The organism is Streptomyces sp. NPDC032091 (genome assembly GCF_055580265.1).
Window position 1 is genome coordinate 86,059 of sequence record NZ_JBVILR010000025.1, and the last position, 19,561, is coordinate 105,619.

Consider the following 19,561-nt stretch of genomic DNA (forward strand, 5'->3'; position numbering starts at 1 on the left):
GACCGATCAGTCCTGGACTGATCGGTCCATTTCTAGCGCTCCCAAACCCCTGTGTCAAACGTATGCTGGGATCCGCGGGGGAGAGGCGAAGGAGTTGAGACATGGCGCGCACACCGGCACCAGGTACGAGGCGGCGGATCCTGGAAGCCTCGGCCAAACTCTTCGGTGAGCAGGGGGTCCGTGCGGTCGGCATGCAGCAGGTGATCGACGCGACCGGCGTCGGCAAGAGCCTGCTCTACCGCGAGTTCGCCAGCAAGGACGAACTCATCGCCGCCTGGCTGCGCGACAGCGACGCGCAGTGGTGGGAGCAGGCCGAGCAGGTCACCGCCCCCCACAGCGGCGACCCGGCCCGCCAGATCCTCGCGCTGATGGAGTTCTTCCAGGACAGCGTCCGGGACCCGGACTTCCACGGCTGCATCTACTACAACACCTCCAGCGAGTTCCGCGACCCCGCCCACCCGGGCCGCGAAGAGGCGAAACTGCACCTCAAGGGCCTGCGCAACTGGTGGCGCGACAAGGGCGCCCAGGCCGGCGCCGAGGACCCCGACGCCCTGGCCGACACCCTGATGCTGATCGTCGGCGGCACCCTGGCCAACGGCGAGGTGCTCGGCGCCGCCGGCCCCGCCCGCATGGCCCTGGCCACCACCGAACTCGTCCTGCGCCAGCACTGCCCCAACGCCCTGACGGCCGCCACGATCTGACCGGCGGCCCCCCGCGCGGACGGCCCCGCGGCACCTGCGTGCCGCGGGGCCGTCGTGCGCCCGGCGCCGGCCCCGCTCAGGGACCGGTGACACCGGTGCGTGTGGGCTGGGCGTGCCGCACCGCCACGCCGTGCTCCTCGTACCCGTCGTTGTAGACGAACGACTGGGGCATCCGGTCGTGGAACTGGTAGTCGGCTTGAATTCGACCGTCCTCGGCGAGCACGACGATGTCCTGGCCGGACATCTCCATCTCGCCCGTGGCCGCCGTGACCATCACCCAGTTGAACCGGACGACGTCGTGGTGGCCGGTCGCGTTGTGCGAGGACCGGAACTCGTACCCCATCGGGCCGTACACCTCGTGCGTGTAGGCCAGCTGGTCCAGCAGGGCCGCGTGCCCCCGGATCGGGTCCTTGCGGTAGAAGACGTAGACGCAGTCCGGCGCGTACATCGCGTGCACCATGTCGCGCCTGCGCCGCGGGTCCTTCTCGTTCCACAACGCGACGTAGCGCGCGAGGAGTTCGTTGGGTCGGGGCAGCATGAAGGGGTACCTCCGGGTTCTTTCCAGGGACGCCGCCCGCTCAGCCGACCGCGGCGTACCGCGGCAGCAGCTGGGCCAGGTCGGCCGTGATGGCGCGGGCGTGGGTCCGCAGGTAGAAGTGGTCCCCGGGGAAGGTCCGGCACCCCAGGAACTCCGGCGTCCGCCCGGCCCACGACCGCATGGCCTCGGGCGCGAGGAGCGGGTCCCCGCGCCCGGAGTAGGCGACGACGGGACAGCCCACGGCCGCCCCGTCGTCCGAGAAGTCCGCGCACACCGCCCCGTCCGCGCCCATCGCGCGGACCGCCGCCGCCAGCAGCTCCGGATCCTCCTCGACCTCCGGCGGCAGCCCGCCCAGCAGGCGCAGCGCCTCCAGCGGGCACGCGACCAGGTCCGGCGGAGCGGTGAACCCCAGCGGCGCCCACCCCGACACGGCGAGCAGCGCCGGAGCCGGCAGGCCCCGCCGCTCCAGCTCCACCGTCAGCCGGTAGCCGAGCAGCGCCCCCATCGAGTGCCCGAACACCGCGTACGGGCGCTCGTCCAGCTCGTCCGACACCACCCGGGCGAGGGCCTGCGCCAGCGCGCCGAGCCGGGTGTACGGGGCCTCGCGCCGCCGCTCCTGACGACCCGGCAGCTGCACCGCCTGGCAGGCCACCGACCCGGGCAGTTGCCCCGGCCACTCCCGGTACATCGGGGCGCCGCCCCCGCTGTGGTGCAGCAGGAACAGCCGCACCTCCGCGTCCGGATCGGCCTCGGCCGGGTGCAGCCAGCGCTGGGCGCCCTGGACCTCGGGCAGCGGGCCCGTGCGCACGGGTGCCTCCCCGGTGTCCACGGCGCGCACTCCGTCCACGGCGGCTACCCCGCGGGCGCGGGGGCCGGGCCCGCGGCCGCCTCGAACCGCTCCCGCAGCACCCGGCGCAGCACCTTCCCGGTGGGGTTGCGGGGGAGTTCGGCGACGAGGTCGTACCCCGTGGGGATCTTGAACCCGGCGATCCGGCCGTTCAGGAACCGCAGGAACTCCCGCGGTGCGGTCCCGGCCGCCTCCGGGCGCAGCACCACCGCGGCGCGTACGGCCTCGCCCCACTCCGGGTGCGGAACCCCGTACACGGAGACCTCCGCGACCGCCGGATGGGCCCGCAGGGCATTCTCGACCTCCGTGGGATAGATGTTCTGACCCGCGACGATGACGGTGTCGTTGACCCGGTCGGCGAGGAACAGGTAGCCGTTCTCGTCCAACCGGCCCATGTCGCCCATCGACAGCCACTCCCCGGACTCCCCGGACAGCGCCTGCGCGGTGACCTCCGGCAGCCGCCAGTACCCGAGGAACCGCGCCGGGCTGTGCACCACCACCCGGCCGACCTCGCCCGCCGGCAGCGGCCGGCCCTCCCCGTCCAGGATCCGCAGCGTGACCCCCGGCACGGCCCGGCCCGCCGAACCCAGCACCCGGCTGTCCGGCGTGTGGTCCTCCGGCGCCAGAACGGTCAGGAAACTGCCCGCCTCCGCCGAGGAGTAGCCCTGCGCCAGCTCACAGCCCAGCACGTCGATGCAGGTCAGCAGGAGCTCGCGGTCGATGGGCGAGCCGCTGTAGACCACCTTGCGCAGGGAGCGGAAGGTCGCGCGGGTCGTGCCCCGCTCGGCCAGCATCATCCGCAGCATCGCGGGCGCCGCCCACAGGGTGGTGATCCGGTGCCGCTCGATCAGCCGGGTCGCCTCGTCCGCGACGAACTGGCGCATCACCACCGTCGTCGCGCCGGCGTTGAACGCGTGCATGAACCAGCCGAAGCCGGCCGTGTGCAGACCCGGGAAGCAGCTCAGCGCCCGGTCCTCGGGCCGCCAGTCGATCCAGTCCACCCCGGCCGCCCGGGTGTCGGCGATGAAGGTGAAGAAGGTCCGCTGCGCCAGCACCACCCCCTTCGGCAGCCCGGTCGTCCCGCTCGTGTACAGCTGCGCGACCGGGTCGTCGAAGCCGGCCGCGCCGGCCGTGGGCGGCTCGGTGTCCGGCGCTCCCGCCTTCCAGTCGAGGAACCCGCCCGCCACATGGCGGTCCGAGTCCATCTCCACCACCTCGCGCAGCCCCGGCAGCGCCGGCCGCAGCTTGTCCACCAGAGGTCTGAACTCACGCTCGACGAAGAGCAGTTCGGCCTCCGAGTCGCGCAGGACGTGCTCGACCTCGCCGACCGTCAGCCGGGAGTTCACCGGCACCAGCACCGCGCCGCTCTTCGCGCAGCCCAGCGCCAGGTCGTAGTAGCGCTCGGACTCCCGGCCCAGATAGCCCACCCGCGACCCGGCCGCGAGCCCCGCGGCCAGCAGCGCGTGCGCGGTGCGGTTGCTCTCCCGGTGCAGCTCCCCGTAGGTGAGCGCGCGGTCCTCGCACACCACCGCGGGCTGGTCGGGCCGGGTCCGGGCGTGCAGCGCCGCGCGGGCGGCGAGGGTCCGGTCCTCCGTACGGTTGTCCATGGGTCTGTTTCCCTTGTCGGTCGTCGCTCGGACGGTTGAAAGGGGCCACGGCGGCCGAGGCGTCCGCCGTGGCCCCGGTTTCGGGGGAGGGGCGTCCTCAGGCCGCGGCCGCCGGAGCGGGAGCCGGAGCCTGGGCCGGACCGGCCGCCACCCGTACGGACAGCAGCTCGGCCAGCTCCTCCACCGACGGGTGGTCGAACACCACCGACGACAGCAGCGGGATCCGCAGCCGCGTCTGGAGCTGGTTCTTCAGCACGATCGCCGTCAGGGAGTCCACGCCGAGCTCCAGGAAGCTCGCCCGGGTGTCGATGTACTCCGGGTCGTCGATCGCGAGCAGCGCCGCGACGGTGGCGCGGATCAGGGAGACCAGCGCCGTCTGCCGCTCCTCGGGCCCGGCCGCCGCCAGCGCCTCCACGTCCACCGGCGCCGCCGCGGCCGCCGCCTGTGCGGTCCGCTCCGCCGCCGCCGCCTCCACGGGGCGGTCCGGGAGGCGGGTGAAGCCCATCCCGGACAGCTCCATCACCGGCCGGCCGTCCTCCTCCAGCAGCAGCACGTCCAGGGTGAACGCCGGGTCCGCCTGCTCCGGGTCCTCGGCGCGCGTCACCCGGGCCGCCGAGCGCAGCACCTCCCCGCGCGGCTTCTTGAAGGCGCGCAGCCGGCCCACGCTGGTGGCCACGTACCGGCGGCCGTCGTCGGTGAGCGCCGCCAGGCCGTGCGTCGACCCGTCCAGCAGCGGCGGCGGCAGCAGCTCGGCCCGGGAGACGTCCCCGCCCGACAGCTCGGTCACCGCGAAGTCCGGGCCGTACGCCGTCACCGAGCGGGCCCGCAGGAACTGCGGCCCGTACTCCAGACCGGCCTCCGCGTAGGCCGCCTTCACCTCCCCGCCGTCCATCACCCGTGACGGCTCGTCGCCGTCGAGGGCGCCCGTCAGCGCCAGCAGGGTCCGGGCCGGGCCGCCCAGCCCGCTGCCCGCGTAGTCGGGCTCGGCCGCGATACGGGCCGTCGCGTGCAGCCGCTCGGCGCCCTCCGGCTCGTCACCGCCCCGGCTGCGGACCTCCACCTCCAGCCGTCCGTCCGCCCCCGGCCGGACCCGGGTCAGCAGCAGCGCCGGTCGGTCCGACAGGAACAGCGCCTCGTGGAAGCGGACGTCCTCCACCGCCCGGCCGGTGTCGCCGTGGACCTCGTCCTGCACCGCCAGCAGCAGCTCCAGGTAGGCCGCCGCGGGCAGGAACACCTGGCCGCCGATGGTGTGGTCGGCCAGGTACGCCGGCTGCCGGGCGCTGATCCGCGCCGTGAACTCCCGCGTCGCGCCGTCCCGTCCGCTCTCCCGGCCCAGCAGCGGGTGCCCGTCGCCGGCCGCCCCGCCCCGCCCGGCGGGCCGGGACGGCAGCCGGTAGTCGCGCCGGTCGAAGGCGTAGCCCGGCAGCGCGATCCGCCGGCCGGGCCGGCCCGCGTACACCTCGCCCCACGCGATGTTCAGCCCCGCCGTGTACGCCCCCGCCAGCGCCGCGTCCAGGGCCGCGCCGGTGGTGTCCTTCGAGCGCAGGCTGCTCAGCCAGCGGTGCTGCTCCTGCGGTACGCCGCGCCGCGCCAGCGAGGTCAGCGCCGAGGACGGGCCGACCTCCAGGAACACGTGCCGGCCGCGCTCGGCGATGGTGCGCACCCCGGCCGCGAACTCCACCGTCTCGTTGACGTGCCGCACCCAGTACTCGGGCGTCGCCAGCTCCCGCGGGTCGGCGATCCGGCCGGTCAGGTTCGACACGAGGGGCAGCTGCGGCTCCCGGAACGCGATCCCGCGCAGCACCTCGGCCAGCGGCTCCGACACCTCGGCCATCAGCGGCGAATGGAACGCCGCCGTCACGTGCAGCTCGGTCACCGTCCAGCCCGGCTCGCGCAGCGCCTCCACCGCCTCGGCCAGGGCGTCCGCCGCCCCCGAGACCACCACCTGCTGGGGCGCGTTGACCGCCGCGACCGCCAGCCGGGGCCACCGCGCCAGCCGCTCGCGGACCTCGTCCGCCGGCGCCGACACCGCCGCCATGCCGCCCGGCTCCGACACCGACTCGATCAGCCGGGAGCGGGCGGCGAGGAAGGCGACCCCGTCGGGGAGGGCGAACAGCCCCGCCACCGTCGCCGCGACGATCTCGCCGACGCTGTGCCCGATCAGCACGCTCGGCCGCACCCCCCACGACAGCCACAGCTTCGCGAGGGCGTACTCCAGCGTGAACAGCGCCGCATGGGTGAACGACGTACGGGCCAGGGTCTCCTCGGCGTCCGGCGCGTCCCCGAACATCACCGCCGCCACGGACCGCCCCAGCAGCGGGGCGAAGAGCGCGTCGCACTCGTCGACGCAGGCGGTGAAGACGGGGAAGCGCCCGTACAGGGCGCGGCCCATGCCGACGTACTGCGAACCGGAGCCGGTGAACAGGAACGCCGTCTTGCGGAACGCGTCGGGCTTGCCGTCCCCGCGCGGCGGCGCGCTCCACCGCTCCAGGTGCCCGGCCAGCTCCCCGGTCCCCGCGACGGCGGCCGCCGCCCGGTAGCGGAAGTGCGAGCGGCCCGTGGCCCGGGTGCGGCACAGGTCGGCGAGGGAGGTGTCCGGGTGCTCGGCGAGGAAGCGCGCGTACCGCTCGGCCTGGAGCCGCAGGGCGGGGCGCGACTTGGCGGACAGCGTGAAGACCTGCCCGCCCTCCGCCCGTACGTCCTCGCGTACGTCCTCCCGCGCGGGGCCCTCCTCGGCCGACTCGGACGCGGGCGGCTCGGACGCGGGCGGCTCGGACGCCGGCGGCTCCTCCAGCACCGCCACCGCGATGGCCCCGGCGACCCCGAAGCCGTTGACCGTGGCCCGGCGCACCGGCGCCTTCCACGGCCGCTCCTCGGTCGCCACCGTGATCGGGTACGTGTCCCACGGGATCCGCCCCGACAGGTTCCGCCACACGTGCGGGAAGAAGGTGCCCGCACGCATCTGTGTGATCACCTTGATCACCGCGCCCAGCCCGGCCGCCGGCTCCATGTGCCCGAGGTTGGCCTTCAGCGAGCCGATGACCAGCGGGTCCTCATGGTCGTGCGCGGCGCCGAACACCCCGTTGACCGAGCCCATCTCGATCGGATCGCCCAGCGGGGTGCCCGTTCCGTGCGCCTCCACGTACTGGATGTCGCCCGGCTCCAGCCGCGCGTTCGCCAGCGCCGCCCGCATCACGGCCTCCTGCGCCGTGCCGTTGGGCGCGCTCAGGCCCGCGCTCTCCCCGTCCTGGCCGATCGCGGTCCCGCGCACCAGCGCCAGGACCCGGTCCCCGTCCGCCAGCGCGTCCGACAGCCGCTTGAGGACCAGCGCCCCGCAGCCCTCGGCGCGCGCGTAGCCGTCGGCGCTCTCGTCGAAGGTCTTGCAGTGCCCGTCCGGGGCCAGCATCTGGGCGTGCGAGAGGATCACGTACGAGCGCGGGTTGTGCAGGGTGTTCACCCCGGCGCACAACGCGATCCCGCACTCCCGGCGCCGCAGCCCCTCCACCGCCAGGTGCAGGGCCGTCAGCGACGCCGCGCACGCGGTGTCCGTCGTCAGGCTCGGGCCGCGCCAGCCCAGGAAGTACGACAGCCGCCCCGACAGGGAGTACGCGCCGAGTCCGGTCGTCAGGCTCCCGTCGAGCTGCTCGTCGGACAGCCCCTCCAGCTCCAGCGCGAAGTCCAGCGGCGAGGCCCCCACGTAGACGCCGCCGTCACCGTGCCGCAGACCCGCCGGGTCGATGCCGGCGTCCTCCAGGGCCTGCCACACGGTCTCCATCAGCAGCCGCTGCGCGGGATCGATGAAGGGCGCGTCCTTGGGCGGAATGTTGAAGAACTGCGCGTCGAACTCGTCGATACGGTCGAGAAAACCGCCCGCGACGGCGGTGATGTCGCCTTCGGCAACCTCCGGAACCCAGCGGTCGCGCGGCAGCGGACCGATTCCGGAACGCCCCTCGCGGAGGAACGCGTCGAGATCCGGGATCGAATGGTTCCCCCCGGGCAGACGCATTCCGATACCGACCACGGCGATCGGCTCGTGCTTTTCCGAAAGGAGCCGCCCGAGTTCCTCCTCCTGCCGGCGGACGGTCTCCTCCGCGGCGTCGAGCCTTTCCTGCAATTCCGGCTGTCCCGGCATGGCCGCCGTCCCTCTCTCAGTTCGCGTCGAAGATGTCGGCCAGCACGTCGGAGGCCAGATGGTCGGTCAGCCGCTCGACGGTGGGCTGGTTGAACAGGGCCGTACTGCTGATGCCCCGCCCCAGCCGCTCCTCCAGCCGCTGCTTGACCATGGTGAGCAGCAGGGACGTCATGCCGAGCTCGAAGAAGCTGTCGTCCAGGGGCAGCTCCTCGTCGTCGGGCATGAGCAGCGCCTTCTTGAATTCCGCGACGACGATTTCCTCAAGGACCGTCCGGCGTTCCGTCCGGGGCGAGGACATGAGAAGTTCTGTCATACCGGCCGAGTGAAGCAGAGGCCGCGTGACCACCGGCTGACGTCCATCTGACGCGCGCACGCTGTCAGTTCAGCGTCAGCAGCGCCGTGGGAACCTCGGAAGCGCAGTGTGAGATCCGGCGTGGAGGAGCCAAATCATGCAGACCGAGGCACGGGAAGAACTGCGGGCCAACGGATATTCGTTGCTGCCGGCCGACCGGCTCGTCATCGACGCCGAATTGCGGCAGCACGTCAAGGAACTGGCCGCCGAATGGGAGAACCTGGAGACGGACCGGTACCTGAAGGGCGGCTCCCGTTTCCGCGAGCGCGCGTACGACCGCTTCTTCTTCGTCCCCCGCACCGGGGAGGTCCGGCTGCGCCCCCACCGCCCGTACTTCCAGTCGATGAACGCCAACGACTACGCCGGCGGCATCGACCGGGACGTGGCCCCGCTGAGCCGCACCACCCTGGACAACCCGCTCCTGACGCGGCTGCTGCGCGCCAACTTCGAGAACTTCCCCGTCCCCGAGGAGTCCTGGCTGGACGACCCCTGGGACGTCCAGTGCCACCAGTTCCGGATCGTCAGCACCCCGGACGAGACGGGCGAGCCCACCCCGGAGGGCCCGCACCGCGACGAGGTCGACTTCGGCGCGATCCACCTGATGGGCCGCTTCAACGCCGACGGCGGGGAGTCCCAGGTCTACAGCCTGGAGCGGGAGCTCGTCGCCGAGTTCTGCCTGACCGAGCAGATGGACACGATGTTCTGGTCCGACGGGCAGATCCTGCACGCCGTCCGCCCCATCCACCCCGTGGACCCGACGAAGGCGGCGGTCCGGGACGTACTGATCATGGGCTACAAGCACGCCCCGGAGCTGCGGCGCGAAGAGCGCGAAGAGCGTAAAGAGAAGACCGCCTGACATGACGACGACCACCGGGATCCGCCGTGTCGAGCGGGTGGTCATCCGTTTCGCGGGTGACTCGGGTGACGGTATGCAGCTGACGGGTGACCGTTTCACCTCGGAGACGGCGTCCTTCGGCAACGACCTTTCGACGCTGCCGAACTTTCCCGCCGAGATCCGTGCCCCTGCCGGGACCCTGCCCGGGGTGTCCTCGTTCCAGCTGCATTTCGCGGACCACGACATCCTCACTCCGGGTGACGCGCCGAACGTGCTGGTCGCGATGAACCCCGCCGCCCTGAAGGCGAACATCGCCGACGTCCCGCGCGGGGCGGAGATCATCGTCAACACCGACGAGTTCACCAAGCGCCCGATGGCCAAGGTCGGCTACGCGACCTCCCCGCTGGAGGACGGCTCCCTGGACGCCTACCACCTCCACCGGGTGCCGCTGACGACGTTGACGGTGGAGGCGCTCAAGGACTTCGGGCTGACCCGCAAGGAGGCCGAGCGCAGCAAGAACATGTTCGCGCTGGGTCTGCTGTCGTGGATGTACCACCGTCCCACGGAGGGCACGGAGAGTTTCCTGCGGCACAAGTTCGCGAAGAAGCCGCAGATCGCCGAGGCGAACGTGGCGGCGTTCCGGGCGGGCTGGAACTTCGGGGAGACCACCGAGGACTTCGCCGTCTCCTACGAGGTCGCGCCGGCGACGGCCGCGTTCCCCACGGGCACCTACCGCAACATCTCGGGGAACCTGGCCCTGTCCTACGGGCTGATCGCGGCGGCCCGCCAGGCCGACCTGCCGCTCTACCTGGGCTCCTATCCGATCACGCCGGCCTCGGACATCCTGCACGAGCTGTCGAAGCACAAGAACTTCGGTGTGCGGACCTTCCAGGCCGAGGACGAGATCGCCGGCATCGGCGCGGCGCTGGGTGCCGCCTTCGGCGGGGCGCTGGGGGTGACCACCACCTCGGGTCCGGGGGTGGCGCTGAAGTCGGAGACCATCGGTTTGGCCGTCTCGCTGGAGCTGCCGCTGCTGATCGTGGACATCCAGCGCGGCGGGCCCTCGACCGGCCTGCCGACCAAGACCGAGCAGGCCGACCTCCTGCAGGCCATGTACGGCCGCAACGGCGAGGCCCCCGTGCCCGTCGTCGCCCCGCGCACCCCGGCGGACTGCTTCGACGCCGCGCTGGAGGCGGCCCGCATCGCCCTGACCTACCGCACCCCGGTCTTCCTGCTCTCCGACGGCTACCTCGCCAACGGTTCCGAGCCCTGGCGGATCCCCGACGTGGCCGACCTTCCCGACCTGAGCGTCCAGTTCGCCACCGGCCCCAACCACACCCTGCCCGACGGCACCGAGGTCTTCTGGCCCTACAAGCGCGACCCGCGGACCCTGGCCCGCCCCTGGGCGGTCCCGGGCACACCCGGCCTGGAACACCGGATCGGCGGGATCGAGAAGCAGGACGGCACGGGCAACATCTCCTACGACCCGGCCAACCACGACTTCATGGTCCGCACCCGCCAGGCCAAAATCGACGGAATCACCGTCCCCGACCTGGAGGTCGACGACCCCGACGGCGCCCGCACCCTCGTCCTGGGCTGGGGCTCCACCTACGGCCCCATCACCGCCGCCGTCCGCCGCCTGCGCCTCGCCGCCACCCCCATCGCCCAAGCCCACCTGCGCCACCTCAACCCCTTCCCGAGCAACCTCGGCGAGGTCCTGAAACGCTACGAACGGGTGGTCGTCCCGGAAATGAACCTGGGCCAGCTCGCCACCCTCGTCCGCGCCCGGTATCTGGTGGACGTCCGTTCCCACACCCAGGTCAACGGCATGCCGTTCAAGGCCGAGCAGCTCGCCACGGCCCTGAAGGAGACCGTCGATGGCTGAGGCACTGTCCCTGGTCCCCAGGGCGGAGGCCCCGCTCGCCGCCAAGGACTTCAAGTCGGACCAGGAGGTCCGCTGGTGTCCGGGCTGCGGTGACTACGCCGTCCTCGCCGCCGTCCAGGGCTTCATGCCCGAGCTCGGCCTCGCCCGCGAGAACATCGTCTTCGTCTCCGGCATCGGCTGCTCCTCCCGCTTCCCGTACTACATGAACACCTACGGGATGCACTCCATCCACGGCCGCGCCCCCGCCATCGCCACCGGCCTCGCCACCTCCCGCCGCGACCTCTCCGTCTGGGTCGTCACCGGCGACGGCGACGCCCTCTCCATCGGCGGCAACCACCTCATCCACGCCCTGCGCCGCAACGTCAACCTCAAGATCCTCCTCTTCAACAACCGGATCTACGGCCTCACCAAAGGCCAGTACTCCCCCACCTCCGAACTCGGCAAGATCACCAAGTCGACACCCATGGGCTCCCTCGACGCCCCCTTCAACCCGGTGTCGCTCGCTCTGGGCGCCGAGGCCTCCTTCGTCGCCCGGACCGTCGACTCCGACCGCAAACACCTCACCGAGGTCCTGCGCCAGGCCGCCGACCACCCCGGCACCGCCCTCGTCGAGATCTACCAGAACTGCAACATCTTCAACGACGGCGCCTTCGAAGCCCTCAAGGACAAAGACCAGGCCCAAGAAGCCGTCATCCGCCTGGAGCACGGGCAGCAGATCCGCTTCGGGACAGACCTGGCCAAGGGCGTGATCCGCAACGAACGCACCGGGGACCTGGAAGTCGTCACCGTCACCCCGGACAACGAAGCCCGCGTCCTCGTCCACGACGCCCACGCCGCCACCCCCACCACCGCCTTCGCCCTCTCCCGCCTCGCCGACCCCGACACCCTCCACCAAACACCCATCGGCGTCTTCCGCAGCATCGAGCGCCCCGTCTACGACACCCTCATGGCCGACCAGCTGGAGACCGCCGTGGAGCGCTACGGCAAGGCCGACCTTGGGGCCCTCCTCACCGGCAACGACACCTGGACGGTCGCCCGCTGACCCACCGGGCCGGAGCCCCGACCGGAGTCCCGCCGCATACGGACTTGGATACTCCACAGAGGGCATACAACAATAAGGAGTATGAGGGTAGGCTTGTGTCCATGGTGACTTCGGAACAAGAGCGCGTGGGACAGCGCATCAAGCGGCTGGAGCAGGAACTGACGGCCGCCAAGCACGCGGCGCTGCGCCCGTTCAAGATCAACGTTCCGCAGTACGGCGTCCTGTTCGAACTGTCGCGGCAGTCCGGGCTCTCCGGCGCGGCCCTCGCGCGCCGCTGCATGGTCACCCCGCAGACCATGTCGTCGGTCCTGTCGACCCTGGAGGGCCGGGGGCTGGTGGAGCGGACGCCGCACCCGATCCACCTCCAGATCCTCGAAGTCCGGCTCACCAGTGCGGGGAAGGCCCTGTTCCGCGAGGCCGACGTGGTCGTGGAGGAGATCGAGAAGCTGCTCGACGCCAGCTTCGCGCCCGGCGAGGCCCGGTCCTTCCTGGACCAGCTGGACCGCTGTGAGAAGGCGGTCTCCGCCTGGAGCCCGAAGGGCTGACGCCCCCCGCCACGCCGACGAGGCGGCGGCCGCCCCCCAGGGGGCCGGCCGCCGCCTCGTCCCGTACGTCCGTACGTCCGTGCGTGCTCCCGCGGCTACCAGTCGACCGGTCCGGCGTCGTCGAAGAAGCCGCCCGTGGGGCCGTCCGCGTCGAGGGTGGCCAGCGTGACGACGATCCGGGCGCCCTCCTCGACGGTACGGGTGCCCTGGTGCCCGTTGAGGTCGGTGGCCACGTAGCCGGGCGTGGCCGAGTTGACCTTCAGGGCGGTGCCGGCGAACTCGCGGGCGTAGTGCACGGTCAGCGAGTTCAGCGCGGCCTTGGAGGAGTTGTAGGCGAGCAGCATCCGGTGCGGGGCGGCGAAGTCGGCGGCCTTGGCGAGGGAACCCAGGCGGCTGGAGAGGTTGACCACCCGCCCGGCCGGCGCCTCGCGCAGCAGGGGCAGCAGGGCATGGGTGGTGGCGATGACGCCGAAGACGTTGGTGGCGTAGATCCGGGCCGCCAGCTCCGCGGTGGTCCCGCTCGGCGGGAGGTCCTCCTCGACGATGCCCGCGTTGTTGACCAGGACGTCGAGCCTGCCGTAGGTGTCCTCGACGACGGCGGCGGCGGCCTTGACGGTCTCCTCCCGGGTGACGTCGAGGGTGACGGCGTGGGCGTCGATCCCGGTGTTGCGCAGGGCGGCCGCCGTGCGCTCGCCCCGGGCGGTGTCGCGTGCGCCGATGAGCACGGTCATGCCGCGCAGACCCAGCTGCCGGGCGGTCTCCCTGCCGATGCCCTTGTTGGCGCCCGTCACGAGGGCGACCGGGCGGGGGTGTCGTGTCATGCGGTGGTCCTTCTTCCTGTGCGGTGACGTGCGAAGTCCGGCACCGGACGCGCCGGTGCCGGACTTCGACGGTCGAGCGTGCGGATCGGCGCCTCAGTGGATGCCGAACATGCGGCAGGGGCCCGCGAAGCCCTTGCGGTGGCGGATCATGCCGATGATGGCGGTGGCGCCGACATCGGGGACGGTGTGCAGGTTCGCGATGTTCTCCACGCCGTAGCGCAGGTCGCCCAGCACGATGCGGTGCGCGCCCGGGTCGTCGATCTGGAGGTTCTTCGACGCGTCGAGGCTGGGGGTGTCGGTGCCGGCGGCCACGATGGAGCGCTCGCGGACCAGGAGTTCGGCCGCGTCGAAGCCGAGGCCGGGGAAGTGGGGGATCCCGTCGGCGTCGCGGTTGATGTAGGCGCCGGGGGTGTCGATGCGGGAGCACCAGCCGGAGTCCATGACGACCAGGGCCCCATCGGGGATCCGGCCGTGGCGGCGCTCCCAGGCGAGGATGTCGTCGGCGGTCAGGGTGGTGTCGGGGTCCTTCGCGGCCCGCTCGCCGATGCGGATGACGCACAGCGGGGCGATGAGCCGGTCGACCGGGATCTCGTCCGTGTAGACCGGGCCGTCGACGAGGTGGGCCGGGCCGTCGACATGGGTGCCGGTGTGCTCGTCGATCTCCAGCTTGTTGGCGTTGAAGCCCTCGGAGGCTATGTCGGCGAAGTGCTCGATGTTCGGCTTGAGGACGATGGGTTCGAGCACGGGGAAGTCGTTGCCGAACGCGTGGGTGAGGTCGCTGACCCGGCTGCCCCGGATGAGCGGGGCGGGGGTCCGGGGGCGTTCGGCGGGCCGGGGGCCGTCCTGGCCGAGCGCGGCGTCCGCCGGGGCGGTCGCGTCCGTCGCGTGGTCGGCGCAGCTGTGTCCGGGCTCGCCGTGGACCAGCTCCATCACCTGGGGGCTGCACATGGGAGGGATCTCCTTGGATCGGGCTCGTGGGTCGGGGGTCTGGGGCGGGGGAGGGGGAGGGGGAGGACGGCGGCCGGGTGGGGGACCGGCCGCCGGGCATGCGGAGGGGGCGGGGTGGAGGGTCAGGCGGCGGCGGTGTCGACGACGCGGTGGCCGCGGATCAGCCAGGTGGGACCCTGGGCGAGGCCGTTGATGCGCTCGAAGAACTTGGCGAAGTGCGGGCCCGCCATGTGCTTGTCGAACGAGACGGCGTCGTCGTAGACCTCGTCCAGGTAGAAGCGGTTGGGGTCCACCTCGTCCTCGACGAGTTCGAACCGCTGGGTGAACGGCTCGTCCACAGCCGAGTCACGGGCGTCCGCGTGGGCGGCGGCGATGAACGCCTCGCGGTGCTCGGGCTGGACGTCGAAGGCGACGGCGACGTGGTACATGGGATTACTCCTGGGGGTGGGGACGCGGGAAGGGGGAGTGCGGGGGAGTCAGTCGCGCAGGGCGGGCGTCTTCGCCGCCGGCGCGGCGGCCGCGGCGGCGGCCGGCACCGGGGTGGCGGCGGACTCGCCGCGCAGGCGCGGACGCACGGCCCGGTTGCGGCCGGAGCGCAGGCCGAGCACCAGCTCGGGGAGGGTGAAGGCGGCCAGCAGGAGCAGGGAGACGGTCCAGCCGCCGGTCGCGCCGTGCAGCAGGCCGAGCAGGAGCGGGCCCGCGATGCCGCCGGCGAGGTAGCCGATGGTCTGCACCATGCCCGAAAGCTGGGCGGCGGTCTGCGGGTTGGGCGAGCGCATGCCGATGAAGGTGAGGGCCATGGCGTGCCCGGCGCCCAGGGTCACACCCAGGACGGCGACCCACAGGGCGGCGGCGGCCGGAGCCCACAGCAGGCCCAGCAGGCTGACCGCGCCGGCCACCGCGATGGCGACGACCATCGGAGTGGTGCCCTTGCGACCGACGAGGATCGGGGCGAACAGCGCGCCCGGCACGCTGACCAGCATCGCGACCGAGAGCAGTGCGCCGGAGGAGGAGTTGCTGTAGCCGAGGTCGGCGAGGATCGTGGGCAGCCAGCCCAGGGCGGTGAAGTACACCAGGGCGCGCAGTGCCAGGTAGCCGGTGACCTGCCAGGCCATGGCGTCGCCGAGCAGCGAGCCCTGGCTGGGGACGGGGCCGGAGGCCGCGGCGGGCTTGGAGCCCTTGAGCAGCGGCAGCCAGGCGACGAGGCCGAGCGCGGCGGGGACGGCCCAGAGGGCGAGCGAGCCGCTCCAGCTGTCGGTGGCGTCCCTCAGCGGTACGGCGAAGCCGGCCGAGAGGGCGGCGCCGGCGCTGAGGATGCCCGTGCCGATGCCCGTGAAGAGGCGGACCCGGTCGGGGAACGCGCTCTTGATGACCGCCGGCATCAGGACGTTGCCGATCGCCAGGCCCGCCCCGGCCAGGGCGGTTCCGGCGAACATCGCCCAGACGGACTGGTCGAGCCGCAGCAGGATGCCCGCGATCAGCAGGACGAAGCCGAGCACCAGGGCGCCCGGGGTGCCCATGCGGCGGGAGAGGGCGGGTGAGACCGCCGCGAAGATGCCCAGGCACAGCACGGGCAGGGTGGTGAGCAGACTGATGGCCGAGTCGCTGAGCGCGAGGGACTGCTGTAAGTCGTCGAGGACGGGCGAGACGCTGCCGATGGCGGGGCGCAGGTTGAGCGCCAGCAGGCTCAGCCCCACGGTCGTGGCCACGGTGCTCGCGCGATTGCCGGATCGGTGGTCGGACACGGAGCTCCTCCTAACCGGGAACAAGGGTACGGTTTCGATGAAATAGATGATGCCTGGCAACCATAAGATGTCTTATGACGCGATGTCAATCGATGGTCGTCAGAAGGCTGTTAGCTCGGGGAGGTGCCGGCCGCGGTCGACACCTCCCCGAACAGCCGTGCGTGCAGCGAGTGTTCCACGGCGTGCCGGAGTACGGTCCGCTGGCGGCGGACCGTCCGGGCGCGCAGCAGCGCCCGGACGTCCGCCTCGTCGTCCACCGCGGCGGAGCCGAAGCCGCGCCCGCCGTCGAAGGTGTGGGTGTCCATGGCGATGCCTTTCCGGAACGGAACGGAACGGAACTGAACGGAACGGGGGGTGGCGCAGGGGTCAGCGGACGGCGGCCAGCTCCTGCGTACGGGGCCGGGCGTACGCGGTGGGGGCCCAGTCGGCCAGCACGGCCCCCACGGTCATCCCGCCGCCGAAGCCGGCCAGCAGGACGCCGTCCCCGTCGGCGAACAGCCCCCGGCGGTGGGCGAGGTCGAGGGTGACCGGGACGGAGGCCGAGCCCGTGTTGCCGTACCGCTCCATCGCCAGGTGCATGGTGGCCCCGGTCAGGCCCAGGGCCGGCCAGACCTCGCCCAGCATCACCGCGTTGGCCTGGTGCGGGACGAAGTGCCGGACGTGCTCGGGGCGGGTGCCGGCCTTGGCCAGCAGCTCGTGCAGGGCCCCCGGCAGGTTGTCCTGGACGAAGCTGCGCACCCCGCGTCCGTCCATGCGGAAGAAGTGCGCGCCCTCGCTCAGGGTGCGGTCGTTCGCCGGCATCCGGCTGCCGCCCGCCGGCACGCTGATCAGCCGGTACTGGTCCCCGCGGGTGAGCAGGCTCGTCTCCCGTATGCCGCGGTCCTCGGCGACCGTGCCCAGCAGCACGGCGCCCGCCCCGTCGCCGAACAGGATGGACGTCTTCGGGTCGGAGTAGTCGAGGATCCGCGAGTAGATGTCGGCGCCGATGACCAGGGCGTAGCGCCCCGGCTCGGCCGCGCGCAGCAGTCTCTCGGCCACCGTGGTGGCGTAGACGAAGCCGCTGCACACGGCGTTGATGTCGAAGGCGGCGGCGTTCTCCGCCCCGATCAGGTGCTGCACGATGCTGGCGGTCGCCGGCTGCGGGTGGTCGGGCGTGGACGTGGCCAGGACGATGTACGCCACCTCCCGCGCGGCCACGCCGGCCTGTTCGAGGGCCGCCCGGGCCGCCCGCGCGGCCAGGTCGGACGTGGCGTCGCGGTCGTCGGCCCGGCGCCGCTCGCGGATGCCGGTCTTGCGCACGATCCACTCGTCCGTCACCCCCGAGCTGCGGGCGATCTCCTCGTTGCCGACGACCGTGGCGGGCAGATAGGAGCCGGTGGCCAGGATTCCGATGCGATTCATGGTCTCTCCAGTGGTGTGGCGGGCCGCCGGACGCGGCCCGCCGGGAGGTCAGGCATGCCCGCCGGCCTCCAGCCTCCTCCAGCCGTGCCGGCGGGCGTGGGCGGCCAGTTCGGGATCGTCGCCCACGGCCACGGGGCGGCCCACCGCACTCAGCAGCGGCAGGTCGCTGCTGTGGTCCCCGTACCCCGAGCACTGCGCGAGGTCGAAGCCGCGCAGGGCCGCGCTGAGGTGCACCGCCCGCCCCTTGGCCGCGCCGATCATCGGGACGAGCACCTCACCGGTGAGCAGCCCGCGCCGGACCACCGGGCGGGAGCCCACCGCGTGGTCGGCGCCGATGTCCTCGGCGATGGGGCCGAGACAGGCGAAGAAGGAACCCGAGAGCAGCACCACCGGGCGCCCCGCGGCCCGGTGGACGCGCAGCTCCCGCGCCACCTCCGGGAGGTACGGGCCGCCCGGCCGCGCCTGCTCGTGCGCGAACCAGGAGCGTCCGCTGCGCTCCAGGGCCTCGACGGACTCGCCCGCCAGCAGCCGGTAGTAGCGCCGGTTGACCTGCTCCCGGGGTTCGCCGCGCCGGGCCGCCTCGCGCAGTCCGTCCGTCAGCCGTTCGTAGGTGGCCGGCGGTTCGCCGCGCCGGCGCAGGTGGAACGCGAGGAAACGGAACATGCTCTTCATGCGGATCAACGTCTCGTCCACGTCGCTGAACGCCGCTCCGTTCACCGCCCCCGCCGCGGTGCCGGCGGGCGGCTCCGCCGCCCGTGCCGTGCTCCTGCCCGCCGTCGCCCCGGCCGCCGCCTGCACTGGCGTCATCACTGTCATGTCTGCCGGACCTTTCCGGGTGCTCAGGACGTCAGCCGCGTCAGGACGAAGGAGAAGACGCACAGCGACTCGCCCCGCTGGGTCGCCTCCACCCGTACGGGGACCTGGTCGGGCGCCGCGGCCCGCCGCGGGTCCGGCTCGTCCGCGTCCTGCGGTTCCAGGACGCCGCCCTGGGTGTAGAGCGGGGCGGAGGGTCCGGAGTCCCCTCCGCCGCCCGCCCGGGCGCTGAGCACCGTCTCGACCTCCAGCTCGCCGAACCGGGTGAAGACCACGTCGAGCTCGGTGACGAGGGTCTTCGCCCCGGCCAGCCCGCGGATGTCCAGCGCGGCGAACAGGGCGAGCTGGCGGGCGCCCTCGGCGATGACCATCCCCGGCAGGTGGTCCTGCGGGTGGTCGAACAGGCTCGCGTGCTGCGCGGGTATCCGCAGCAGGGCCTGCGCGGTGTCGCCGGCGACCACCGTGTCCACCAGGACCACGTTGTCGGGGTTGGACCGCCCCACCAGGTGCGGGGCCGACGGAGTGCCCGGCGTGCTGGCCGGGTACGCGGCGGAGGAGGGCAGCGCCACGCCGTCGCGGTTGTTCAGCCGCAGCGTGAGGTACCCGGTGGGCGTCTTGAAGCGCAGGCCGACCGCCGCCTGGCCGATGACGATGCCGCCGACGGTGAGGTCGACCTCGTAGTCCAGCCCGGTCACCCGGCCGTCGCGCTCCTTGCGGTCCGCGATGGTGATCCGCAGGGCCAGGTTGATCGGCGCCGCCCCGACCACGACCATCTGCGGCCGGTCCAGGCGCAGCCGCAGGTGGGTCAGGATGAACTTGTTGTCGGACGCGACCCCGTAGAAGCGGTGGGCGCCGGCGAGGGCGGCCTGCCGGCAGGCCTCCAGCAGCAGGAGCGGGTCGTGGCAGCCGGGGCGCAGCAGGTGGTCCCCGTAGTAGGCGTGCGAGCGGGGCAGCTGGGCCCCCGCGGCGTAGCGCTGGTCGTCGATCGGCTGGAGGTCCGTCAGGAAGACCTCCCCCAGGGCGTCCCGGTGGACCAGCAGCCGGTCCACGGTACGGGAGTAGTCCAGGGCGGGGAGCGCGGCGGGCGGCGCGGGCGGCGCGGGTGCGGCCACGGGCGCGGCGGCTGGTGCAGTGATCATGGGCCTGGCTTCCTGTCGCGGTTGTGGTGGTTCCTGTGGTCGGTGGGTGCGGGTGCGGGTGCGGGTGCGGGTGCGCGTGCGCGTGCGGGGAGGTGGCCGCGGGGGGCCAGGGGCCGGAAAAACAAAGACACAACGGGCCCCCCCCCAAGAGGGGAGGAGGAGGGGGGGGGGGGGGCAGGACCGAGGGGAGCTCCCCCGCCATTCTTTGTT

At 72.7% G+C, this 19,561-nt stretch carries 18 protein-coding genes; 5 read left to right on the forward strand and 13 right to left on the reverse strand.

The genetic code is table 11. The features are described 5' to 3' along the window. Window positions 1-101: 101 nt before the first annotated feature. The gene (locus tag ACZ5NJ_RS31450; RefSeq protein ID WP_468769274.1) at window positions 102-701 is read left to right on the forward strand and encodes a TetR/AcrR family transcriptional regulator; all 600 of its coding nucleotides are present in this window, start codon (window positions 102-104) and stop codon (window positions 699-701) included. A gap of 76 nt (window positions 702-777) precedes the next feature. On the opposite strand, the gene ACZ5NJ_RS31455 is transcribed toward ACZ5NJ_RS31450, so the two are convergent. The 5 genes from ACZ5NJ_RS31455 to ACZ5NJ_RS31475 all read right to left on the reverse strand — a co-directional run bounded on the left by ACZ5NJ_RS31455 (window position 778) and on the right by ACZ5NJ_RS31475 (window position 8,138). Further along, entirely contained in the window at window positions 778-1,239 is a 462-nt protein-coding gene (locus ACZ5NJ_RS31455; RefSeq protein WP_468769276.1) for a nuclear transport factor 2 family protein, read from the reverse strand. Window positions 1,240-1,279: 40 nt separating this feature from the next. Beyond that, a complete protein-coding gene (locus tag ACZ5NJ_RS31460; RefSeq protein WP_468769277.1) occupies window positions 1,280-2,086 on the reverse strand; it encodes a thioesterase II family protein in 807 nt (268 codons plus the stop codon). A 5-nt stretch (window positions 2,087-2,091) separates the two neighbouring features. Then, window positions 2,092-3,693: a long-chain-fatty-acid--CoA ligase gene (locus ACZ5NJ_RS31465; protein WP_468769279.1), complete on the reverse strand. Its 1,602-nt coding sequence runs from the start codon at window positions 3,691-3,693 to the stop codon at window positions 2,092-2,094. Window positions 3,694-3,790: 97 nt separating this feature from the next. Then, window positions 3,791-7,825 carry a type I polyketide synthase gene (locus tag ACZ5NJ_RS31470; RefSeq protein WP_468769280.1) on the reverse strand — a complete coding sequence of 1,345 codons (4,035 nt, stop codon included), beginning with the start codon at window positions 7,823-7,825 and terminating at the stop codon, window positions 3,791-3,793. A 16-nt stretch (window positions 7,826-7,841) separates the two neighbouring features. Continuing rightward, entirely contained in the window at window positions 7,842-8,138 is a 297-nt protein-coding gene (locus ACZ5NJ_RS31475) for an acyl carrier protein (RefSeq protein WP_468769281.1), read from the reverse strand. A gap of 136 nt (window positions 8,139-8,274) precedes the next feature. Between ACZ5NJ_RS31475 and ACZ5NJ_RS31480 the strand changes: the two genes are divergently transcribed. The 4 genes from ACZ5NJ_RS31480 to ACZ5NJ_RS31495 all read left to right on the forward strand — a co-directional run bounded on the left by ACZ5NJ_RS31480 (window position 8,275) and on the right by ACZ5NJ_RS31495 (window position 12,484). Continuing rightward, window positions 8,275-9,033 (forward strand): 2OG-Fe dioxygenase family protein, encoded by a 759-nt coding sequence (locus ACZ5NJ_RS31480; RefSeq protein WP_468769283.1) that lies wholly within the window; start codon window positions 8,275-8,277, stop codon window positions 9,031-9,033. 1 nt (window position 9,034) lies between these two features. Further along, window positions 9,035-10,897 carry a 2-oxoacid:acceptor oxidoreductase subunit alpha gene (locus tag ACZ5NJ_RS31485; protein WP_468769285.1) on the forward strand — a complete coding sequence of 621 codons (1,863 nt, stop codon included), beginning with the start codon at window positions 9,035-9,037 and terminating at the stop codon, window positions 10,895-10,897. Next, complete coding sequence (locus tag ACZ5NJ_RS31490; protein ID WP_468769287.1) at window positions 10,890-11,939, forward strand: 2-oxoacid:ferredoxin oxidoreductase subunit beta; 1,050 nt, start codon at window positions 10,890-10,892, stop codon at window positions 11,937-11,939. Before ACZ5NJ_RS31485 ends, ACZ5NJ_RS31490 begins: the two co-directional genes overlap by 8 nt. 101 nt (window positions 11,940-12,040) lie before the next feature. Continuing rightward, window positions 12,041-12,484, forward strand: a complete 444-nt coding sequence (locus ACZ5NJ_RS31495; protein WP_468769288.1) for a MarR family winged helix-turn-helix transcriptional regulator — start codon at window positions 12,041-12,043, stop codon at window positions 12,482-12,484. A 95-nt stretch (window positions 12,485-12,579) separates the two neighbouring features. On the opposite strand, the gene ACZ5NJ_RS31500 is transcribed toward ACZ5NJ_RS31495, so the two are convergent. The 8 genes from ACZ5NJ_RS31500 to ACZ5NJ_RS31535 form a co-directional block, all read right to left on the reverse strand. Further along, on the reverse strand, window positions 12,580-13,305 hold the full coding sequence (locus ACZ5NJ_RS31500; protein WP_468769289.1) for an SDR family oxidoreductase: 726 nt from the start codon (window positions 13,303-13,305) through the stop codon (window positions 12,580-12,582). A gap of 93 nt (window positions 13,306-13,398) precedes the next feature. Beyond that, a complete protein-coding gene (locus ACZ5NJ_RS31505) occupies window positions 13,399-14,253 on the reverse strand; it encodes a cyclase family protein (RefSeq protein WP_468769291.1) in 855 nt (284 codons plus the stop codon). 122 nt (window positions 14,254-14,375) lie between these two features. Beyond that, the gene (locus ACZ5NJ_RS31510) at window positions 14,376-14,681 is read right to left on the reverse strand and encodes a putative quinol monooxygenase (protein ID WP_468769292.1); all 306 of its coding nucleotides are present in this window, start codon (window positions 14,679-14,681) and stop codon (window positions 14,376-14,378) included. A gap of 48 nt (window positions 14,682-14,729) precedes the next feature. Further along, window positions 14,730-15,998, reverse strand: coding sequence for an MFS transporter (locus ACZ5NJ_RS31515; protein ID WP_468769293.1), 1,269 nt, complete (start codon window positions 15,996-15,998; stop codon window positions 14,730-14,732). A 110-nt stretch (window positions 15,999-16,108) separates the two neighbouring features. Next, window positions 16,109-16,303 carry a hypothetical protein gene (locus tag ACZ5NJ_RS31520; RefSeq protein ID WP_468769295.1) on the reverse strand — a complete coding sequence of 65 codons (195 nt, stop codon included), beginning with the start codon at window positions 16,301-16,303 and terminating at the stop codon, window positions 16,109-16,111. 61 nt (window positions 16,304-16,364) lie between these two features. Further along, window positions 16,365-17,399, reverse strand: coding sequence for a 3-oxoacyl-ACP synthase III family protein (locus ACZ5NJ_RS31525; protein WP_468769297.1), 1,035 nt, complete (start codon window positions 17,397-17,399; stop codon window positions 16,365-16,367). A gap of 48 nt (window positions 17,400-17,447) precedes the next feature. Beyond that, window positions 17,448-18,215 carry an HAD family hydrolase gene (locus tag ACZ5NJ_RS31530; RefSeq protein WP_468769299.1) on the reverse strand — a complete coding sequence of 256 codons (768 nt, stop codon included), beginning with the start codon at window positions 18,213-18,215 and terminating at the stop codon, window positions 17,448-17,450. A gap of 23 nt (window positions 18,216-18,238) precedes the next feature. After that, window positions 18,239-19,351 (reverse strand): ScbA/BarX family gamma-butyrolactone biosynthesis protein, encoded by a 1,113-nt coding sequence (locus ACZ5NJ_RS31535; protein ID WP_468769300.1) that lies wholly within the window; start codon window positions 19,349-19,351, stop codon window positions 18,239-18,241. Window positions 19,352-19,561: the final 210 nt, after the last annotated feature.

Coding starts and splice junctions, on each gene's coding strand:
- ACZ5NJ_RS31450 (WP_468769274.1), top strand. CDS start 102: ATGGCGCGCACACCGGCACCAGGTACGAGGCGGCGGATCCTGGAAGCC.
- ACZ5NJ_RS31455 (WP_468769276.1), bottom strand. CDS start 1,239: ATGCTGCCCCGACCCAACGAACTCCTCGCGCGCTACGTCGCGTTGTGG.
- ACZ5NJ_RS31465 (WP_468769279.1), bottom strand. CDS start 3,693: ATGGACAACCGTACGGAGGACCGGACCCTCGCCGCCCGCGCGGCGCTG.
- ACZ5NJ_RS31470 (WP_468769280.1), bottom strand. CDS start 7,825: ATGCCGGGACAGCCGGAATTGCAGGAAAGGCTCGACGCCGCGGAGGAG.
- ACZ5NJ_RS31475 (WP_468769281.1), bottom strand. CDS start 8,138: ATGACAGAACTTCTCATGTCCTCGCCCCGGACGGAACGCCGGACGGTC.
- ACZ5NJ_RS31480 (WP_468769283.1), top strand. CDS start 8,275: ATGCAGACCGAGGCACGGGAAGAACTGCGGGCCAACGGATATTCGTTG.
- ACZ5NJ_RS31485 (WP_468769285.1), top strand. CDS start 9,035: ATGACGACGACCACCGGGATCCGCCGTGTCGAGCGGGTGGTCATCCGT.
- ACZ5NJ_RS31490 (WP_468769287.1), top strand. CDS start 10,890: ATGGCTGAGGCACTGTCCCTGGTCCCCAGGGCGGAGGCCCCGCTCGCC.
- ACZ5NJ_RS31495 (WP_468769288.1), top strand. CDS start 12,041: ATGGTGACTTCGGAACAAGAGCGCGTGGGACAGCGCATCAAGCGGCTG.
- ACZ5NJ_RS31500 (WP_468769289.1), bottom strand. CDS start 13,305: ATGACACGACACCCCCGCCCGGTCGCCCTCGTGACGGGCGCCAACAAG.
- ACZ5NJ_RS31505 (WP_468769291.1), bottom strand. CDS start 14,253: ATGTGCAGCCCCCAGGTGATGGAGCTGGTCCACGGCGAGCCCGGACAC.
- ACZ5NJ_RS31510 (WP_468769292.1), bottom strand. CDS start 14,681: ATGTACCACGTCGCCGTCGCCTTCGACGTCCAGCCCGAGCACCGCGAG.
- ACZ5NJ_RS31520 (WP_468769295.1), bottom strand. CDS start 16,303: ATGGACACCCACACCTTCGACGGCGGGCGCGGCTTCGGCTCCGCCGCG.
- ACZ5NJ_RS31525 (WP_468769297.1), bottom strand. CDS start 17,399: ATGAATCGCATCGGAATCCTGGCCACCGGCTCCTATCTGCCCGCCACG.
- ACZ5NJ_RS31530 (WP_468769299.1), bottom strand. CDS start 18,215: ATGACAGTGATGACGCCAGTGCAGGCGGCGGCCGGGGCGACGGCGGGC.
- ACZ5NJ_RS31535 (WP_468769300.1), bottom strand. CDS start 19,351: ATGATCACTGCACCAGCCGCCGCGCCCGTGGCCGCACCCGCGCCGCCC.